Genomic DNA, 17,178 nt, shown 5'->3' with positions numbered 1-17,178 from the left:
GCGTCATGCTTTGGACCCATCACGCGTGGCCCAAGGCAAGGCGGCATGACCCGAGAGATCCAGTTCAGCCTGCTCAGCGACACGGCCCTGGCCGTGGTGCTGCTGTTCCTGTTCGCCTACGTCTCACGGGTCTCGCGCAACCTGCATGGCATCCGCGCCTGGGGCGCGGCCCATCTGGCCTACACGGTGGGTACCAACTGCATCGATGTGCTGGCCGAGATGCTGCGTGGGCGCGGCGCGCCCCTGGGGGTGACGCTGTCGGTGAATCTGGGCGCCGCCCTGGCCTGCGCCGGCATGGCCGGCATCGCCATTGCGCTGACCATGTTCGTGCAGCAGCGCTCGCTCCATCGTTGGGAACTGGCCTGGCTGCCGGTGGCCATGCTGCCAGCGCTGGCGGCCTGGGGGCTCGACGGCACCGAATACGGCCAGGGCATCGCGCTCAGCGCGGTCGAGGTCGTTTCGCTGTGCATCATGATCTGGCAGCTGCGGACGCTGCGCGAAGCGCCCGACCGCGTCCCGGCCCGGCTGATGATGGCCGGCTGCATCCTGCTGATCGGCATCTACAGCACTGCCCTGCCGAGCTGGCTGCAGGGCCGGTTCGGTTTGGACGTGGCGTGGGTCGACAGCGATCTGGCGCTGTGGTTCATGCTCAACTTCTGCATGCTGACGCTGAGCAGCTTCCACGCCGCCAGTGTCCTGCGCCGCAGCGCCCTGCTCGATCCGTTGACCGGCGCGCTCAACCGCCGCGGCCTGCAACAGGGACTGGTGGAACGACGCGCGCAAGGCAAGCCGCACCAGGTCGGCGGGCTGGCGGTGCTGGCCCTGGACCTGGACCGCTTCAAGGCGATCAACGACGCACACGGACACCAGGTCGGCGACCAGGTCCTGCAGGCGTTCTGCGATTCGGTCCGCCATTGCATTCGCCACGACGACCTGTTCGCGCGCACCGGTGGGGAGGAATTCGTGGTGGTCACCGCCGGGCTGGAGCAGGCCGATGCGCTGGACCTGGGCGAACGCATCCGCCGCGCCACCGAGCGCCTGGCCCTGCCCCACGACGTGCACGTCGGGGTCAGCGTGGGCGTGGCCTTCGCCGCGCGCCCGATCCCGGTGTCGCGCCTGATGGACCTGGCCGACCAGGCCATGTACGCGGCCAAGCACGGCGGACGCAACCGCGTCGAACTGCGCCTGCCGGATTGACGCCCAAAACAAAGACCCCGCCGTGAGGCGGGGTCTTTCGGAACCACGAGGCTGGCCGCAGGGCCAGCCCGCCAATCAGAACTTGTAGGTCATCGAACCGGCGAGGATGTCGCCGCCGACGTCGAACGAGCCGTTGATCGAGCTGGCCGTGACCGAGTAACCGGACACATCCGCATCGCTGACGAACAGGTGGGTATAGCCCACATTCCACTCGGTGCGCTCGGACGGGGTCCAGGTCAGGCCCAGCGAGAGCCACTTGCGGGTCTGGTCGGGCACGCGCACATCGCGATACTGGGTGGTGGTCGGGGTCTGGTCGTAAGCCAGGCCGCCACGCAGGGTCAGCGTATCGCTCATGCGGTAGTCGGTACCGATGGAGACGAAGGTGGTGTCGCGGTAGTTGAACTCCAGCTCGCTGTCCGGCTGGGCCGAGCCGAAGTCGACGGTCACCGTGTCGAACTTGCTCCACGCCGTGCGCGTCACGTCCGCCATCACCGTCCACTGGTCGTTGATGTCGTGGGTGAAGCTGGCCGTGGCGGTGGCCGGCATGATGATCTTGGCCTTGCCCGAGGTATCCACGTACTGACCCGGCGCAGCGAAAGCCAGCACGGCCTTGGCGGCGGCCGGCACGTCGAAGTAGGCCTTGCCGTCATCGATCTTGTGGTCGACCTGCGAGCGGTAGGTCAGGCCGATGTGGGTGTGCTCGTCGACGCTGAACAGGCCACCCAGGGTGAAGCCCACCTCGGTGTTGTCGCCCTTGATGCGCGAGTAGCCGTCCTGGCTGCCCGGGGCGAAGCCGGGCACGCCCTGGGCGTAGAGCGCGGTGCCGAAGTCGATGGCATTGCTCAGGTCCACGTCCAGGCGCTCGGCGAACACCGACGCACCGAAGGACACCCACGGATTGACGTCATAGGAGAACGAGAGACCGGCGTCGATCGCCTGCAGCTCGGTCTTGATGCCCTGGTAGCGGCCGATCCAGTCACGGTCGTACTCGGTCTTGAAGCCGTAGGGCACGGTGAGCGAGGCACCCAGGTGCATCTTGTCGCCCAGCGGAGTGGCGAAGTACAGCGCCGGAACCGCCGCGATGGTGCCGGCATCCCCACCGTTGCCGCCGCTGATCTGGGCGCCGGTGCCCGGGCCGGTCGGGCCCACGTAGCGGCCTTCGCCGTCGAAATCGGCCGAGAAGCTGATGGCGCTGACGCCCACCGAGAACTGGCGGCCGTCGAGCAGGCGCATCGCGGCGGGGTTGTTCACCACCACGGCGATGTCGCCGGGGGCGCTGGCCGAGCCGGCGAATGCGCGGCCCTGGGCCTTGGCGCTGTTTTCCTTCAGCTGGAACGCGGCAGCATGGGCATGGCCACTGAACAGGACACCTGCGACGCCGGCGGCCAGCAGCGAGAAACGGAACAAAGAAGCGGAAGACAGCATGTGGATGATCTCCGGAAAGACAGATGGTGGAACTGTCGGCGTCGTCGCGACGGACGCAGCCGCAGCTGCATCCTTCGCGCCGGAAGCCCTCCCGACATACGACGCCGTATGCCAGTATACCTGTCGGGGATAACAAAACCCTAACGTTAGGATTAGATTTTAGTCGGATTCGGAGCGTTTCATCTCGTTTCCGCACTCCCGCCGCCACACTGCCGCACACTGTGTTCGTCGCCACCCCGTCACGCCGCAAGCCGTCCCTGCGCTGGGCCACGCCGACCCTGTTCGCCCTGCTGTGGGTGGCGTTCCTGTGGGCGATCACCCGGCCACCGGGGCTTTACCGCAGCCTGGTGCTGCAGTGGGGGGCCCTGACCGGGGGCCTGGACAGCCCGGACGAATGGCGCGCGGCGCTGCTGGACGGCTCGGTGCTGCGCCTGTTCACCGCACTGTTCCTGCATGCGGACTGGGCCCATCTGCTGGGCAACCTGGTGTTTTTGCTGATCTTTGGCCTGCCAGCCGAGCGGGCGATGGGGCCGTGGCGCTTCCTGCTGTTGTTCCTGCTGGGCGGGGCGGTGTCCAACCTGGCCGCGGTGCTGGTGATCGGGACCCCGGACCGGGCGATCATCGGCGCCAGCGGCGCGGTCTCGGCAGTGATCGGGGCGTACTTGGCGCTGTTCCCCGGCGCCAAGCTGGGCGTGGTGGTGCCGCTGGGGCTGTTCCTGCAGTTCGTCAAGGCGCCGGCCGCCCTGCTGATCGGGGTCTGGGCCGTGCTGCAGGTCGTGTTCGCCTATATCGGGCCGGCCTTCGGCACCGTCGCCTGGTCGGCGCACCTGGCCGGGTTCGTGTTCGGCATCGTGTTCGCCCTGATCGTCCGTACCGCCATCGCCCGACGCATGCGCCGACGCCATGGCTACTGACCGCTGGAATCCTTGCCCCGCGCCCCCATTTCACATTCCCTCTCTCCGTTGCGTTTTGTCCCATGTCCAAGCCGCTCTACAAGGTGACCTTCCTCAACCACGGCAAGGTGTACGAGCTGTACGCCCGGCAGGTGGCCTCCTCCAACGCGCTGTGGGGCTTCACCGAGGTAGGCGAGCTGGTTTTCGACGTGCATGACGGGCTGGTGGTCGACCCGACCGAAGAGCGCCTGCGCGAGGAGTTCGGCAACACCCGCGTGCTGCACCTGCCGATGCAGAGCATCGTGCGCGTGGAGGAAGTGGAGAAAAAGGGCACCAGTGCCATCCGCGATGCGGCCAGCGGCGAGAAGGTCGTCACGCCGTTCCCGATGCCGGCCAAGCCGCGCTGAGCCCGATGCGCGTCGTCATTCCCGACGACTACCAGCGCGCCAGCGCCGCGCTGCCGGCGTTGGCGACTCACCGCCAGGGCCTGGACGTGCGGGTGCTTGGCGCCCTGCCCGACGACCTCGATGCCTGCGTCGAAGCGCTGGGAGATGCACAGGCGCTGGTGCTGATCCGCGAGCGCACCCGCATCGACGCCGCCCTGCTCGAACGCCTGCCGCAACTGTGCCTGGTCAGCCAGACCGGCAAGATTGGCGCGCATGTCGATGTCGCCGCCTGCACCGCCCGCGGCGTGGCCGTGGTCGAAGGCAGCGGCTCACCCATCGCGCCCGCCGAGCTGACCTGGGCCTTGGTCATGGCGGCGATGCGTCGCCTGCCCGCTTATGGGGCCGCGCTGCAGGCCGGCCGCTGGCAGGACACCGGCGATGCCACGCTGGGTCGCACCCTGCACGGCCGCACGCTAGGCATCTGGAGCTACGGCAAGATCGGCCAGCGTGTCGCCGGCTACGGACGTGCGTTCGGCATGCAGGTGCTGGTCTGGGGCGGCGAAGCAGCGCGCGCTGCCGCGCGGGCCGACGGTTTCGAGGTCGCCGCCTCGGTGGAGGACCTGTTCGCCCGCAGCGACGTGCTCAGCCTGCATCGCCGCCTGGTCGCCGCGACACGCCATCAAGTCGATGCCGCCCTGCTGGGATTGATGAAGCCCGATGCGCTGCTGGTCAACACCAGCCGTGCCGAGCTGGTGGCGCCAGGTGCACTGCTGGACGGGTTAAACGCCGGCCGCCCCGGCCTGGCCGCTTTGGACGTGTTCGAACACGAGCCGGCCACACCCTCGAACGAACCGCTGCTCACCCACCCGCGCGTGCTGGCGATGCCGCACCTGGGCTATGTCGAGCAGGACAGCTACGCGCTATACCTGGGCACGGCGCTGGACAACGTCCGTGCCTTCGCCGCCGGCACCCCGCGCAACCTGGTCAATCCGGAAGCGCTGCCGTCGCCACGCTGAGCGCGGGGGAAGCGCCACGGCGGCGATGAAACTTTCCCGATAACGCCCGATCGCCGCCATGGCGGCTCCCACGGATTAGTTGGAGGGCGGCGTCGCGGCTTCCGGTTCCGGGGCCGCATTGCTCGCCGGCGCGGTGGGCGTGGCTGCGGCGGGCTTGACCGGCGCGGAGGCAGGCTTGGTCGCGGCGTCACGCTTCGCCGCAGGCTTGGGCTGGCTCGCCGCGGCCTTGGCGGCGGCGGCCTTTTGCGCAGCGGCGACCGAGCCCGGATGCTTCAGCTCGGCCAGCGCCTGTTCGATCGGCTTGTCGCCGTTGAGCACCTCGCCGGCGCTGTAGCCCTCGGCACCTTCCTGATCGCCGCGCAGGTGGCCCGGCAACGTCGCCTCGCTGTAGTCGGTCAACGCCGGCGGCAGGTCCTTGTCGGCCGGCGCGTCGGGATGCAGGACCACGTCCGGCACGATGCCGGTGGCCTGGATCGACTTGCCGCTGGGCGTGTAATAGCGCGCCGTGGTGAGCTTGACCGAGTCGCCGTTGTCCAGCGGCAGCACGGTCTGCACCGAGCCCTTGCCGAAGGTCCGGCTGCCGATGATGCGCACGCGCTTGTTGTCGCGCAGCGCACCGGCCAGCACTTCGGCCGCGCTGGCCGATCCGGCGTCCACCAGCACCACGACGGGCACGCCTGACAGGCGATCGCCCGGGGTGGCGTCGAACTCGGCGTCGCTGACCGCGATGCGGCCCTTGGTGGTGACGATGGTGCCGGCCTCCAGCAGGTCGTCGGCCACCTGCACCGCGCTGGTCAGCAGGCCGCCGGGATTGCTGCGCAGGTCCAGCACCACGCCCTTGAGCGGGCCCTTGGCCTTGAGCCCGTCGACCGCCTTCTGGAAGTCGGCACCGGTGTCGGCCTGGAAGGCGCTGATACGGATGTAGCCATAGCCTGGCTCGAGCAGGCGCGAGCGCACGCTGGTCACCCGGATGGTTTCCCGGGTCAGGGTCTTGTCGAAGGGCTTGGGTGTCTTCTCGCGCACGATGGTCAGGGTGACCTGGGTGCCGACCTTGCCGCGCAGCGGGTCCATGGAATCCTCCATGCCGGTCAGCGGCTTGCCGTCGATGGCGATGATCACATCCCCCGACTGCAGGCCGGCGCGCGCGGCCGGGGTGCCGTCGATGGGCGAGACCACCTGCAGGGTGCCATCGGGCTGGGCCAGCAGTTCCACGCCGATGCCGTCGTAGGCGCCGTTGGCCTGCTCGTCGAAATTCTCGGCGTCCTCCTTGTCCAGGTAGGCGCTGTGCGGGTCCAGGTCCAGTAGCAGGCCACGGATGGCCGAGTGCATCAGCTTCTGGTCGTCCACCGGCTCCACATAGGCCTGCTTGACCGCGTTGAAGACCGCCACGAAGCGACGGATCTCATCCAGCGGCACATCGGCCGGGGTGGATTCGGCCGCATCGGGGTCGTCGCTGGAACCGACCTGCGGGGCATCGGCGTCCGGGTCGGTCGGGGTGTCGGACTGCGGGTCGGCCGGGGCCGCGGCCGGCGCCTGTTGCGGGGTGTCCTGCGCCTGCGGCGCGGCCTCCTGGGCCAGGGCCGGCGCGATGGCCAGCAGCAGGGACGTCAGCAACAAGGACACGCGCATGCGGTTACTCCGGATGGATCGTGGGGTTCGAAACACGTGGGATTATGCGCGAAGCCGGGCTAAGAGCCCGTTGTGTAGCGTTTGTGGGAGCCGCCATGGCGGCGAAAAGCCTGACCGGCAAAGCCCCATCGCCGCCACGGTGGCTCCCACCGAAGCAGCTTCACAAGCGATGAAACATCAGCGGCGCTGCAGCCAACTGCTCGGATCCACCGGCGAGCCCCCCTTGCGCAGCTCGAAGTACAGCGCCGGCGTGCCCCAGCCCCCCGAGCTGCCGACCTTGGCCACCGCGTCGCCCTTCTTCACCACATCGCCCGCGTCGCGCAGCAGCGCCTCGTTGTGGGCGTACAGGCTCATGTAGCCGTTGCCGTGGTCGATGATCAGGATCAAGCCGTAGCCGGTCATCCACTCGGAGAACACCACGGTGCCATCGGCCACGGCGGTGACCGTGCTGCCCACCGGCGCGCCGATCAGCACGCCCTGGCTGGTCCGCCCGTCCGGCAGCTGCCCTCCGAAACGCGCCAGCAGGTTGCCCGAGGCCGGCCAGCCCAGACCACCCACCTTGAGCGCCGGTGCGGTCGCCACCTTGGGCGGGGGCGCAGGCTCGGGCTTGGGCGGCGGCGCCGGTCGCCCTTCGGCCAGGGCTTCGGCGCGGGCCTTGGCGGCGGCGGCTTCGCGTGCCGCCTGCTCGCGGCGGGCGCGTTCTGCGGCGGCGCGCCGTTCGGCCGCTGCGCGCGCGGCGGCGGCGCGCAGGTTGGCGAGCAGGGTTTCTAGCGACTTGGCATCGCGGCCCAGGGCCTCGGCCCGGTCTGCCCGGTCTTCGTATTGCGCATCCAACTGGGCAACCAGCTTGGCCTGTTCGCCACGATCGCGTTTGAGCTGGACCACCTGGCCTTGCTGGCGCGCACGCGTGGCTTCCAGCTCGGCGGTGCGCGCCTGGATGTCCTGCTCCAGCGCGCGCAGATCGTCCAGCTGGCCGGTCAGCCCGTCGATGCGCCGGGCGACATCGCCCTGCACGTAGCGGTGGTAGACCATGGCGCGATTGGCGTCGGCCACCGTGTCCTGGGACAGCAGCACCTTCAACGGGGCGTTGCTGCCGGTCATGTAGGCGGCGCGGACCAGTTCGGACAGCTCCTTGCGCTCGCCGGCCAGGTGCTGCTGCATGTCCGCGCGCTTGGCCTGCAGATCGGCCAGCGCGGCGGCCTGCGCCTTGAGCGCCGCCTGGGTCTGGGCCAGGGCGCGGCTGCTCTTGCCGACCTGCTCGTCGGCGGCGCGCAGCTCGCGCGAGGCCGCGCCGCGCTTGCCTTCCAGGTCGCGTCGCTCGGCGGCGATGGACTTGAGCTCCTTGCGCACGGTCTCGAGCTTCTTCTGCGCTTCGTGCTGGCTCTGGGCCCACGCCGGCGTCCATGCGCACGCCGCCAGGACCAGCAGTCCCAGCGAGGCCAAGTGCGCAAGAGGACCGGAAGAGGGAGACTGGGGCACGGCAAGGTCTTCGAACGGAACAGGCGCCCGATTGTAGCGACCGTCGACACAACGGCCCGCATGCCCGTGGGGAGACATTTAAACCCTGCGCCCCCGCCGTGCATCCCACCAGGCAATCCACCCAACGGAGTCCGTCCCATGACCCTCGCCTTCCGCCCCCTCCTGGCCCCCTTGGCCCTGGCCTTGCTGCTGGCCACCGGCAACGCCACCGCCCAGCAGTCCATCGACAAGGTCATGGGCAGCATCACCGCGCAGTCCGGGCAGACCTATGGTGATTTGCAGACCGTCAACGGCAGCATCTCCATCGAAGATGGCGCCACCACCGCCGACGCCGGCACCGTCAACGGCTCGATCAAGGGCGGCGACAAGATCACCACCGCCGACCTGGAGACGGTCAACGGCAGCATCCGGCTGGGACGCGAGGCGCGCGTGGAAGGCGGCATCGAGACGGTCAACGGCAGCATCTTTCTCGACCAGGGCAGCAAGGTGCGCAAGGGCCTGGAGAACGTCAACGGCGCCATCGGGCTGGTCGGCACCGAGGTCGGTGAAGACATCGGGATGGTCAATGGCGACCTGACCGTCGGCGTTGGCTCGCACGTGCACGGTGGGATCAAGATCGAGAAGAACCACGGCTGGTCGTCCAAGCGCACCTCCGAGCCGCGCGTGGTCATCGGCCCCAACGCGGTGGTCGACGGGCCGCTGGTGTTCGAGCGGCCGGTCAAGCTCTACGTGCACAGCAGCGCCAGGATCGGCAAGGTCACCGGCGCCACCGCGCAGTCCTACAGTGGCAACACCGCGCCGGAGGACTGAGCCCAAGCATGGGAACAGGCGCGACAGACCGTCGCACCTGTCCAAACCGACAGCCGGCCGGCGCGTGCACCCGCCGGCACGTGGCTAGAATCCCGGGTTCCTTAACGCCACCCGCAAGGAACCCGCATGTCCCGCAAGCTGTTGCTGGGTCTGGTCACGCTGAGCGCCCTGTGCGCCTGCAAGCCCGACGCCCCCAAGCCAACGACCACCACGCCGCCGTCGGATCAAGGCCAGGCGCACGCGTTTTCGCCGCAGATCAACGCCGAGGACTTTGGCGAGCTGGTCAAGACACTGGCCTCCGATGACTTCGAGGGCCGCGGCCCGGGCACGCCGGGCGAAGACAAGACGGTGGCCTACATCACTGAGCAGATGCAGCGCATCGGCCTGAAGCCCGGCAACGGCGAAAGCTGGACCCAGGAAGTCCCCATGGTCGAGACCACGGCCGACCCGGGCACCACCCTGACCATCACCGAGGCCGACGGCAGCACGCGCACCCTGGCCTTCGGCAGCCAGATGGTGATCGGCACGCGCACCGGCAAGCAGGACATCAGCATCAAGGACAGCGAGCTGGTGTTCGTCGGCTACGGCGTGGATGCGCCCGAGCGCCAGTGGAACGATTACGCCGGCAGCGACGACTGGCACGGCAAGACTGTGGTGATGTTCGTCAATGACCCGGGCTTCCACACCCACGACCAGGCGCTGTTCGACGGCGACAAGATGACCTACTACGGGCGCTGGACCTACAAGTTCGAGGAAGCCGCGCGCAAGGGCGCCGACGCGGCGATCATCATCCACGACACGCCCGGCGCCAGCTATGGCTGGGACGTGGTCAAGCATTCCTGGTCCGGCGCGCAGTACGACCTGCCGGCCGAGGATGACCCCGAGCCCCGCGTGCCCGCGCAGGGCTGGATCACCCAGGACGTGGCCCGTGACCTGTTCGCCAAGGCCGGCCTGGACCTGGACCAGGCGTACAAGGACGCCTCCAAGCCCGGCTTCAAGCCCGAACCGCTGAAGGCCACCGTCTCCTTCGAGCTGAAGAGCACGACCACGCGCAAGACCTCGCACAACGTGGTCGGCGTGCTGCCCGGGAGCGAGACGCCGGACGAGGCCGTGCTGTACATGGCGCACTGGGACCACCTGGGCAAGCATGAGGGCGAGCCGGGCGACAACATCTACAACGGCGCGGTCGACAACGCGACCGGCGTGGCCGGCATCCTGGAGGTGGCTGATGCGTTCGCCCATCAGGACCCCAAGCCCAAGCGTTCGGTGGTGTTCCTGGCGGTGACGCTGGAAGAATCAGGCCTGCTGGGCTCCAAGTATTACGTCGCCCATCCGACCTTCCCGCTCAACAAGATCGCCGGGGTGATCAACATCGATGCCATGTCGGTGGCCGGCAAGGCCCGGGACCTGACCGTGACCGGCATGGGCGCCTCGCAGCTGGAGGACCTGCTCAAGCCGCTGGCCGAGGCGCAAGGCCGCACGCTGCATGCCGAGTCCTCGCCGCAGAGCGGCTTCTACTTCCGCTCGGACCACTTCAACTTCGCCAAGGCCGGCGTGCCGGCACTGTATGCCGATGGCGGCGAGGACCTGGTCGAGGGCGGCAAGGCCGCCGGCGAGGCCTATGCCAAGGACTACGGCGAACATCGCTATCACTCGCCCGCCGATCAATACGATCCGGCGACCTGGAAGCTGGACGGCACCGTGCAGGACCTGGACCTGCTCTACGGGGTCGGCAAGACGCTGGCCAGCGACGGCCAATGGCCGAACTGGTATGACGGCAATGCGTTCAAGGCCGCGCGCGACGCGATGATGCAGCCCAAGGCGACGGCAAAGTAAACGCCACACGAGGTGTCGCCATGCATTCAAGCACGGGCCCGCAGATCGCGGGCCCGTGCCTTTTAAAGGGAACGACAGGCCGGGCCTGAGCGGCGAGGCGCCACGCACGTGCGGCGAGGGCTAAGCTGCGCGCCTTCTCCCGTTCGAGCCCCCGTCATGTCCTATTCGATTGCGTATTGGTGCGTGTTGATCGTTGCGCTGCTGCCTTACCTGTGGACCACGGTCGCCAAGGCCAGCGCCGGCGGACGCTACGACAACCACAATCCGCGCGCCTGGCAGGCACAGCAGGCCAACCCACGTTCGCAGCGTGCGCATGCGGCTCAGCTCAACGGTTTTGAAGCCTTCCCGCTGTTCGCTGCCGGTGTGCTGATGGCGCATTCGGCAGGCGTTGGTGCGGCCACGGTCGCGACGCTGGCGCTGCTGATCCTGGTGTCGCGCATCGCCCACGGCGTGGCCTACATCGCCAACCTGGCCAGCCTGCGCAGTGGGGTGTGGTTCGTCGGCCTCGGCTGCACCCTTGCCCTGATGGTGCTGGCGGCGCTGCGCGTGGGGTGAATCGGTCATCACAGTCGCGCCCTAGCGCAGGTCGTGATCCCAGCCGAACAGATCCAATGCCTTGATGAATTCGGTATCCAGCGGCGCTAGTGCCTCGATGCGCACGCCGGTATGTGGATGCAAAACAGACAGCCGCCGCGCGTGCAGCAGCATGCGATGCACGCCGCGCATGCGGAAAGCGCGGTTGTGGCGCCCTTCGCCATGACTGGTGTCGCCGATCAGGTGATGGAACGCGTGCTTCAAGTGGCGGCGGATCTGGCGGAAGCGTCCGGTCTGCGGCCGGCAGCGCAGCAGCGCATAGCGCGAGGTCTCAAAGCCGCCTGAAGGCACGTCCAGTTCGCCAGTGCCCAGGCGCACGAAGTCGGTGAGCGCGGGCTTCTTGGCCGGCTTGCCCGGGCCGCCATCCAGCGCATGGTCGATAGTGAACCGGTCCTCCGGCCAACCGCGACACACCGCCAGGTAGTCCTTCTCCACTTCGCGCGACATGAAGACCTGGCCCAGCCGCGATGCCGTGTCACGGTCGAAGGCGACCAGCAGGCAGCCACTGGTGGCCCGGTCCAGGCGGTGGATCAGGAAGATCGGCCGGCCCAGCTGCTCGCGCAGCAGATCGGCCAGGAACTGGTCCTCCCCGCGCGCCAGCCCGCTGTCGTGGACCATCAGCCCGGCCGGCTTGTCGACCACGGCCAGTTGGTCGTCCAGGTAGAGCACGGGAATGGGCGGCGCGGCAGACATGGCGGCATGGATAAAGAACGGGCCGCTTAGTATCGCGGTTCGCGCGGCGGGACACGGCGTTGCGCCACCGGCACACCGACAGGTTGACGCGGCCCCTCCCCGTCCCGACGATCAGGGACTCACCCCGACGAGATCCCCACGATGAAGCGACTGCTGCCCCTGTTGCTGCTGATGGCTGCCCTGCCGGCGCTGGCCGCCGACCTGCCCTACGATCCCCAGGCCAATGCCAAGGCCGAGGTCGCCCACGCGCTGGCCACCGCCAAGCAGGCGCACAAGCCGACCCTGCTGATCTTCGGCGCCAACTGGTGCGGCGATTGCCGGGCGTTGGACAAGTCCCTGCACAGTGAGAAGAACGCCGCGCTGGTCAAGCAGCACTTCGAGGTGGTCAAGGTCGACGTGGGCAACTGGGACCACAACCTCGACGTCGCCAACGCCTACGGCAACCCGATCGAGAAGGGCATCCCCGCCGCGGTGGTGGTCTCGCCTGAAGGCAAGGTCGTCTACACCACCAAGCTGGGCGAACTGGCCAACGCGCGCAAGATGAGTGACGAAGGCATCTACGACTTCTTCAGCAAGGTCGCCGCCGGCGGCTGAGGACACTCAGCCCGGCGCACGCACGGCTACCAGTTCGCCCTTGCCCACCGGAAGGAGCGCGCAGGTGAAGTCCGCATCCGCGCGCAGCGTGGCCTCGAACGCCGCCAGCTCGGCGGCGTGTGAGATCGCGTTGTCCACCACCAGCGTGCCGCCGGGCCTCAAGATCCGGCGCAGGTTCGACCACCAGGCCAGATAACGACTGCGGTCGGCATCGAGGAACACCAAGTCGGCCGACGCCTCCTGCGCTGATGCTAGCCAGTCACCGGCATCGCCCTGCACCGAGGTGATCGTCTTGGCCAGACCGCTGCGCGCGAACGTGGCCTGTGCCAGCTGCCATTTATCGGGCGCGAATTCCAGCGTGGTGACCCGCCCGCTGAGTGCAGCGGCCGCCTCGGCCAGCCACAGCGTCGAATAACCGTTGGATGTGCCGATTTCCAGCACCCGGCGCGCGTCCGTGGCACGTACCAACACCGCCAGGAACTCGCCGGTGTCAGGCGTGATATTGAGCATCCGTGCGTCACGCGCCTGCTGCACGGCGTCGTTGCGTTCGCCGTGAGCGAACAGCTCAGCCTTCAGGGCCTGCAGCGACGCGGCGCCGGACATCGTCATTGCATTTTCAGCGCCGCAGCCACGCTGAGAGCAGCGCCAGGGTGCCGGCCACGCCGGTGAACCAGGTCCACAGCGGCACACCCCACAGACTCGGGCCGCCCACGCCGAAGGCGTGCAGCACCGCGGCCACCACCAGCAGACCGGCGCCGCCGATGGCGGTCACCACCCGGCGTTGCAGGCGCTGCAGGGTGAGGTTGAGTTCGGCCAGGTCCTTGGAGCGCATCGCCAGCTCGTGCTTGCCTTCCACCTGCTGCCTGAGCCAGCTGTGTACCAGGCGCGGCATGTCCGGGGCGTGGGTCATGATCTCCGGCAGACGCTTGCGCAGCTCGTGCACCGCACGCATGGGGCTGTAGCGGCGGATCAGGATGCGCTCGAGCACCGGCTTGGCCACCGCCCAGATGTCCAGCTGCGGGTCCAGCTGGCGGCCTACGCCCTCGATGTTGAGCAAGGTTTTCTGCAGCAGGATCAGCTGCGGCTGCAGGGTCAGCTCGTACTTCTGCGCGGTGCGGAACAGCTTGATCAGCACCTGCGCCAGTGAGATATCGCTCAGCGGCCGGGTGAAGTACGGCTCGCACACCGCGCGCGCGGCGGCCTCCAGCTCGTCGATGCGCACGGTGGCCGGCATCCAGCCGGCTTCCACGTGCAGCTCGGCGATGCGCCGGTAATCCTTGTTGAAGATGGCCATGAAGTTCTCGGCCAGGTAGTACTGGTCCTGCTGCGAGAGCTGTCCGACGATGCCGAAATCCAGCGCGATGAAGCGCGGGTTGTCCTTGCGCGCCGGGTCCGGATCGACCCAGATGTTGCCGGCGTGCGCATCGGCGTGGAAGAAGTTGTCGCGGAATACCTGGGTGTAGAACACCCGCACGCCCTTGGCCGCCAGGGCCTTGCGGTCGATTCCGGCCGCGTCCAGCGCGGCGATGTCGTCGGAGGGGATGCCGCTAACCCGCTCCATGGTCAGCGCGCGCTCGGCGGTATGACTCCAGATGATCTCCGGCACGTACAGGTCCGGCGAATCCTTCCAGAACCGGCGCATCACGCTGGCGTTGGCGCCCTCGCGCTGCAGGTCCAGCTCGGCGGCCAGGGTGGTCTCGATCTCGGCGACGATCTCCTTCGGGCGGATCTTGTCGGCGGACGGGTGTGCGTAGTCGACCAGGGCCGCGCCGGACTTGAGCAAGGCGATGTCACCGGCGATCTGCGCCTCGATCTCCGGGCGCAGCACCTTGACCACCACCTGGCGCCCATCGTGCAGCGTGGCCGCGTGCACCTGGGCGATCGAGGCCGAGGCCAGCGGCGTGGTGTCGAAGTGCGCGAACGCCGCGTCGATCGGCATGCCCAGGGCCTGCTCGACGATGGCCTGGGCCTTGAGTCCGTCGAACGGCTTGACCCGGTCCTGCAGCAGGGTCAGTTCCTCGGCCACGTCCGGCGGGATCAGGTCGCGGCGGGTGGAGAGGATCTGCCCGAACTTGACGAAGATCGGCCCCAGCTCCTGCAGCACCATGCGCAGGCGCGCGCCGCGGCTCATTGCGGCCACGTCGTCGCGCGCGCGTGGCACGAACGGCCGCGCCAGCTTGAGCCACGGACCGGCCGGGGTGTCGTCCAGCAGCGCGTCCAGGCGGTAGCGGATCAGCACGCGGCCAATCTTGTTGGCGCGCAGGGCCGCGCGCCAGCTCTTCATGCCCGGCCACATCATGCGCGCAGCGCCAGTCGGGCCACGCGCGCGGCCAGTCGCTCCACGTCGTCACGCGCGATGTCCACGTCGTCGCAGAAGGCTTCCAGCTCGGCGCGGGCGACCACATCGCGGGATTCCTCGGTGACGTACTCGGCCGCGCTGGTGGCCAGCTCGCCTCCGGTGTCGCGCAGCTTCAGCAGGGTCGCGCGCACCGCGCTGGCGACCTGCACGCCCAGCACCTGGCCGAAGACCGTGACGAAGGGGCGGTCCCAGTCCGGATCGAAGCGCGTGGCCAGGGTCTGCAGCCGGCGCGCCAGTTCGGCATCGCCGGAGACCCGCAGCTTGCCCACCGGCGCGGCGTCATCGCGACGCAGGAACGGCAGTTGTCCCAGCAGGCCGCCCAGAGTGCTGCGCACGGCCAGGTCGGGCTCGCTGGTGGCATCGACCGGGCCCACGTGCAGGCGCTGGGCCTCCACCGCGATCTCCAGCGCCAGCGGCGGCGAGGCCAGGGCGATGGCGATCCGCCGCCCGGCCAGCGGGGCCAGCGCATCGCGGGTGTCCGGGTCCAGCGCGATGGCGCGGTTGAGCGCGGTTTCCAGCGCACGGCCAGCCAGCGGCTTGAGGGCATCGAAAGGGGGCGGCGACATGGCGGGCATTCTAACCGGGCCATGCGCTACGCCCGCATCTGCGAATGGGCAAGCGGCCGCGTGACGGTTCATGCTGTGCGCCTCGAGGGCAACAGTGGATGGGCGGTGCGATGGGCAGGACACGCGTGGGCATTCTCTTCGGCGGCAGATCGGCCGAACACGAGGTCTCGCTGCAGTCGGCGCGCAACATCGTCGAGGCCCTGGACACCACGCGCTTCGAGCCGGTGCTGATCGGCATCGACAAACAGGGCCAATGGCACCTGTGCGATCCGCAGGCCTGGCTGCAGCACGCCCATGACCCCAAGCGCATCGCGCTGCAACCCGGCGGCCAGGGCGTGGCCTTGATTCCCGGCGCCCCACGGCTGCAGCTGCAGCCGGTCGAGGCGGGCGCCGCGCTGGCCCAGGTCGACGTGGTGTTCAACATTGTCCACGGCACCCTGGGCGAGGACGGCGCGTTTCAGGGCCTGTTGCGCGTGGCCAATCTGCCCTTCGTCGGCTCCGGCGTGCTTGGCTCGGCAGTGGCGATGGACAAGGATGTGGCCAAGCGCTTGTTGCGCGATGCCGGCCTGCAGGTGGCCCCGTTCGAATGCCTGACCCGGCGCAGCGCCGCCGCGCTGGACGCCGAGGCACTGATCGCGCGCCTGGGCTTGCCGCTGTTCGTCAAGCCGGCCAACCAGGGCTCATCGGTCGGCGTCAGCCGCGTCACCGAGGCCGCCGGGCTGGCGGCGGCGCTGGCGCAGGCCTTCCGATACGACCACAAGGTGCTGGTCGAAGCGGCCGTCGCCGGGCGCGAGATCGAATGCGCGGTGCTGGGCAACGATGCGCCGCAGGCCAGCGTGTGTGGCGAGGTCGTCGTGCACGATGCCTTCTACGCCTACGACACCAAGTACCTCAACGAGGATGGCGCCGAGGTCGTCGTCCCGGCTGAATTGGACGCCGACACCCAGGCCCGCATCCAGGCCATCGCCTTGCGTGCCTACCAGGCATTGGACTGCGCCGGGCTGGCACGGGTGGATGTGTTCCTGACGCCACAGGGCGAGGTGGTTATCAATGAGCTCAATACTCTGCCCGGCTTCACCCGGATCAGCATGTATCCCAAGCTATGGCAGGCCAGCGGCATGACCTATCCGCAGTTGGTCACGCGCCTGATCGAGCTGGCGCTGGAGCGCCACGCAGACGACGCCGTTCTGCACAGCAGCGTGGCACTGAACGCATGATGTCGGCGGCGCAGCTACGCCAAGTCAACTCGGACGATCTGCCCGCGCTGCTGGCGTTGAACAACCAACACGCCGCGGCGCTGTCCTGGCTGGAACCGGCGTCATTTTCCTCTTTGATCGAGAAGGCCTGCTTCGCGCGGACCAGCGGCGATGCCGAGGCGCTGCTGATCGCGCTGGATCAGGATGCGGCATACGACAACCCCAACTTCGCCTGGCTCTCCGCCCGCTTCGAGCGGTTCGTCTACATCGACCGCGTGGTCGTGGCCGAGCATGCGCAAGGACGCGGCTTGGCCGGCGCACTCTACGAGATGCTCAAGCGTGAGGCACGTGCGAACGGGCAGGTGCGTCTCGCATGTGAGATCAATCTCTCACCGCCCAACCCCGGCTCGGTGGCGTTCCACCGACGCCTGGGGTTCGAACAAATCGGCCAGGCCGACCTGCCCAACGGCAAGCGCGTGGGTTACTTCACTTGCGCGCTGTGAGC

Annotated in this window: 17 protein-coding genes; 10 read left to right on the top strand and 7 right to left on the bottom strand. The window is 68.6% G+C overall.

The window, feature by feature from the left end; all coding sequences use genetic code 11:
- The first annotated feature begins 45 nt into the window (after window positions 1-45).
- Window positions 46-1,197, top strand: coding sequence for a GGDEF domain-containing protein (locus PJ250_RS09415; RefSeq protein WP_271648316.1), 1,152 nt, complete (start codon window positions 46-48; stop codon window positions 1,195-1,197).
- A gap of 75 nt (window positions 1,198-1,272) precedes the next feature.
- On the opposite strand, the gene PJ250_RS09410 is transcribed toward PJ250_RS09415, so the two are convergent.
- Complete coding sequence (locus PJ250_RS09410) at window positions 1,273-2,622, bottom strand: outer membrane protein transport protein (protein ID WP_271648315.1); 1,350 nt, start codon at window positions 2,620-2,622, stop codon at window positions 1,273-1,275.
- A gap of 221 nt (window positions 2,623-2,843) precedes the next feature.
- Between PJ250_RS09410 and PJ250_RS09405 the strand changes: the two genes are divergently transcribed.
- From PJ250_RS09405 to PJ250_RS09395, 3 genes are all read left to right on the top strand, one after another.
- A complete protein-coding gene (locus tag PJ250_RS09405; RefSeq protein ID WP_271648314.1) occupies window positions 2,844-3,536 on the top strand; it encodes a rhomboid family intramembrane serine protease in 693 nt (230 codons plus the stop codon).
- Between the two features lie 62 nt (window positions 3,537-3,598).
- The gene (locus tag PJ250_RS09400) at window positions 3,599-3,922 is read left to right on the top strand and encodes a DUF1820 family protein (protein WP_271648313.1); all 324 of its coding nucleotides are present in this window, start codon (window positions 3,599-3,601) and stop codon (window positions 3,920-3,922) included.
- 5 nt (window positions 3,923-3,927) lie between these two features.
- Window positions 3,928-4,917 (top strand): D-2-hydroxyacid dehydrogenase family protein, encoded by a 990-nt coding sequence (locus PJ250_RS09395; RefSeq protein WP_271648312.1) that lies wholly within the window; start codon window positions 3,928-3,930, stop codon window positions 4,915-4,917.
- A gap of 75 nt (window positions 4,918-4,992) precedes the next feature.
- On the opposite strand, the gene PJ250_RS09390 is transcribed toward PJ250_RS09395, so the two are convergent.
- Together PJ250_RS09390 and PJ250_RS09385 are read right to left on the bottom strand one after the other, a co-directional pair.
- A complete protein-coding gene (locus PJ250_RS09390) occupies window positions 4,993-6,546 on the bottom strand; it encodes a S41 family peptidase (RefSeq protein ID WP_333909512.1) in 1,554 nt (517 codons plus the stop codon).
- Window positions 6,547-6,723: 177 nt separating this feature from the next.
- Window positions 6,724-7,989: a murein hydrolase activator EnvC family protein gene (locus PJ250_RS09385; protein ID WP_271648583.1), complete on the bottom strand. Its 1,266-nt coding sequence runs from the start codon at window positions 7,987-7,989 to the stop codon at window positions 6,724-6,726.
- 174 nt (window positions 7,990-8,163) lie between these two features.
- Here PJ250_RS09385 and PJ250_RS09380 point away from each other — a divergent pair, with 174 nt between their 5' ends.
- The 3 genes from PJ250_RS09380 (at window position 8,164) to PJ250_RS09370 (ending at window position 11,226) form a co-directional block, all read left to right on the top strand.
- Complete coding sequence (locus PJ250_RS09380) at window positions 8,164-8,835, top strand: DUF4097 family beta strand repeat-containing protein (protein WP_271648311.1); 672 nt, start codon at window positions 8,164-8,166, stop codon at window positions 8,833-8,835.
- Window positions 8,836-8,961: 126 nt separating this feature from the next.
- A complete protein-coding gene (locus PJ250_RS09375; protein ID WP_271648310.1) occupies window positions 8,962-10,671 on the top strand; it encodes a M28 family metallopeptidase in 1,710 nt (569 codons plus the stop codon).
- A 156-nt stretch (window positions 10,672-10,827) separates the two neighbouring features.
- On the top strand, window positions 10,828-11,226 hold the full coding sequence (locus tag PJ250_RS09370) for an MAPEG family protein (protein ID WP_271648309.1): 399 nt from the start codon (window positions 10,828-10,830) through the stop codon (window positions 11,224-11,226).
- 21 nt (window positions 11,227-11,247) lie between these two features.
- Here the strand turns inward: PJ250_RS09370 and PJ250_RS09365 are convergent, their stop codons facing one another.
- Entirely contained in the window at window positions 11,248-11,958 is a 711-nt protein-coding gene (locus PJ250_RS09365) for a pseudouridine synthase (protein WP_271648308.1), read from the bottom strand.
- 141 nt (window positions 11,959-12,099) lie between these two features.
- Here PJ250_RS09365 and PJ250_RS09360 point away from each other — a divergent pair, with 141 nt between their 5' ends.
- On the top strand, window positions 12,100-12,552 hold the full coding sequence (locus tag PJ250_RS09360; RefSeq protein WP_271648307.1) for a thioredoxin family protein: 453 nt from the start codon (window positions 12,100-12,102) through the stop codon (window positions 12,550-12,552).
- 6 nt (window positions 12,553-12,558) lie between these two features.
- Here PJ250_RS09360 and PJ250_RS09355 read toward each other — a convergent pair whose 3' ends face one another.
- From PJ250_RS09355 to PJ250_RS09345, 3 genes are read right to left on the bottom strand one after another with little or no spacing between them, the layout of a single operon-like run.
- On the bottom strand, window positions 12,559-13,155 hold the full coding sequence (locus PJ250_RS09355; RefSeq protein WP_271648582.1) for an O-methyltransferase: 597 nt from the start codon (window positions 13,153-13,155) through the stop codon (window positions 12,559-12,561).
- A 13-nt stretch (window positions 13,156-13,168) separates the two neighbouring features.
- Entirely contained in the window at window positions 13,169-14,836 is a 1,668-nt protein-coding gene (ubiB, locus tag PJ250_RS09350; protein ID WP_271648306.1) for a ubiquinone biosynthesis regulatory protein kinase UbiB, read from the bottom strand.
- A gap of 11 nt (window positions 14,837-14,847) precedes the next feature.
- Window positions 14,848-15,477, bottom strand: a complete 630-nt coding sequence (locus PJ250_RS09345; RefSeq protein WP_271648305.1) for a ubiquinone biosynthesis accessory factor UbiJ — start codon at window positions 15,475-15,477, stop codon at window positions 14,848-14,850.
- A 110-nt stretch (window positions 15,478-15,587) separates the two neighbouring features.
- On the opposite strand from PJ250_RS09345, the gene ddlA reads away from it, so the two are divergent.
- Both ddlA and PJ250_RS09335 read left to right on the top strand, forming a co-directional pair.
- On the top strand, window positions 15,588-16,694 hold the full coding sequence (ddlA, locus tag PJ250_RS09340) for a D-alanine--D-alanine ligase (RefSeq protein WP_271648304.1): 1,107 nt from the start codon (window positions 15,588-15,590) through the stop codon (window positions 16,692-16,694).
- Window positions 16,694-17,176, top strand: a complete 483-nt coding sequence (locus tag PJ250_RS09335) for a GNAT family N-acetyltransferase (protein WP_271648303.1) — start codon at window positions 16,694-16,696, stop codon at window positions 17,174-17,176. The genes ddlA and PJ250_RS09335 overlap by 1 nt, the downstream gene beginning before the upstream one ends.
- Window positions 17,177-17,178 lie beyond the last annotated feature (2 nt).

Origin of the sequence: Pseudoxanthomonas sp. JBR18, from assembly GCF_028198165.1 — a bacterium.
In the GTDB taxonomy this organism is placed as follows: Bacteria; Pseudomonadota; Gammaproteobacteria; order Xanthomonadales; family Xanthomonadaceae; genus Pseudoxanthomonas_A.
The sequence above is the reverse complement of the archived record's forward strand: the minus strand, read 5'-3'. Positions and strand labels throughout refer to the sequence as shown.

Coding starts and splice junctions, on each gene's coding strand:
- PJ250_RS09415 (WP_271648316.1), top strand. CDS start 46: ATGACCCGAGAGATCCAGTTCAGCCTGCTCAGCGACACGGCCCTGGCC.
- PJ250_RS09410 (WP_271648315.1), bottom strand. CDS start 2,622: ATGCTGTCTTCCGCTTCTTTGTTCCGTTTCTCGCTGCTGGCCGCCGGC.
- PJ250_RS09400 (WP_271648313.1), top strand. CDS start 3,599: ATGTCCAAGCCGCTCTACAAGGTGACCTTCCTCAACCACGGCAAGGTG.
- PJ250_RS09395 (WP_271648312.1), top strand. CDS start 3,928: ATGCGCGTCGTCATTCCCGACGACTACCAGCGCGCCAGCGCCGCGCTG.
- PJ250_RS09390 (WP_333909512.1), bottom strand. CDS start 6,546: ATGCGCGTGTCCTTGTTGCTGACGTCCCTGCTGCTGGCCATCGCGCCG.
- PJ250_RS09380 (WP_271648311.1), top strand. CDS start 8,164: ATGACCCTCGCCTTCCGCCCCCTCCTGGCCCCCTTGGCCCTGGCCTTG.
- PJ250_RS09375 (WP_271648310.1), top strand. CDS start 8,962: ATGTCCCGCAAGCTGTTGCTGGGTCTGGTCACGCTGAGCGCCCTGTGC.
- PJ250_RS09370 (WP_271648309.1), top strand. CDS start 10,828: ATGTCCTATTCGATTGCGTATTGGTGCGTGTTGATCGTTGCGCTGCTG.
- PJ250_RS09365 (WP_271648308.1), bottom strand. CDS start 11,958: ATGTCTGCCGCGCCGCCCATTCCCGTGCTCTACCTGGACGACCAACTG.
- PJ250_RS09360 (WP_271648307.1), top strand. CDS start 12,100: ATGAAGCGACTGCTGCCCCTGTTGCTGCTGATGGCTGCCCTGCCGGCG.
- PJ250_RS09355 (WP_271648582.1), bottom strand. CDS start 13,155: ATGTCCGGCGCCGCGTCGCTGCAGGCCCTGAAGGCTGAGCTGTTCGCT.
- ubiB (WP_271648306.1), bottom strand. CDS start 14,836: ATGAAGAGCTGGCGCGCGGCCCTGCGCGCCAACAAGATTGGCCGCGTG.
- PJ250_RS09345 (WP_271648305.1), bottom strand. CDS start 15,477: ATGTCGCCGCCCCCTTTCGATGCCCTCAAGCCGCTGGCTGGCCGTGCG.
- ddlA (WP_271648304.1), top strand. CDS start 15,588: ATGGGCAGGACACGCGTGGGCATTCTCTTCGGCGGCAGATCGGCCGAA.
- PJ250_RS09335 (WP_271648303.1), top strand. CDS start 16,694: ATGTCGGCGGCGCAGCTACGCCAAGTCAACTCGGACGATCTGCCCGCG.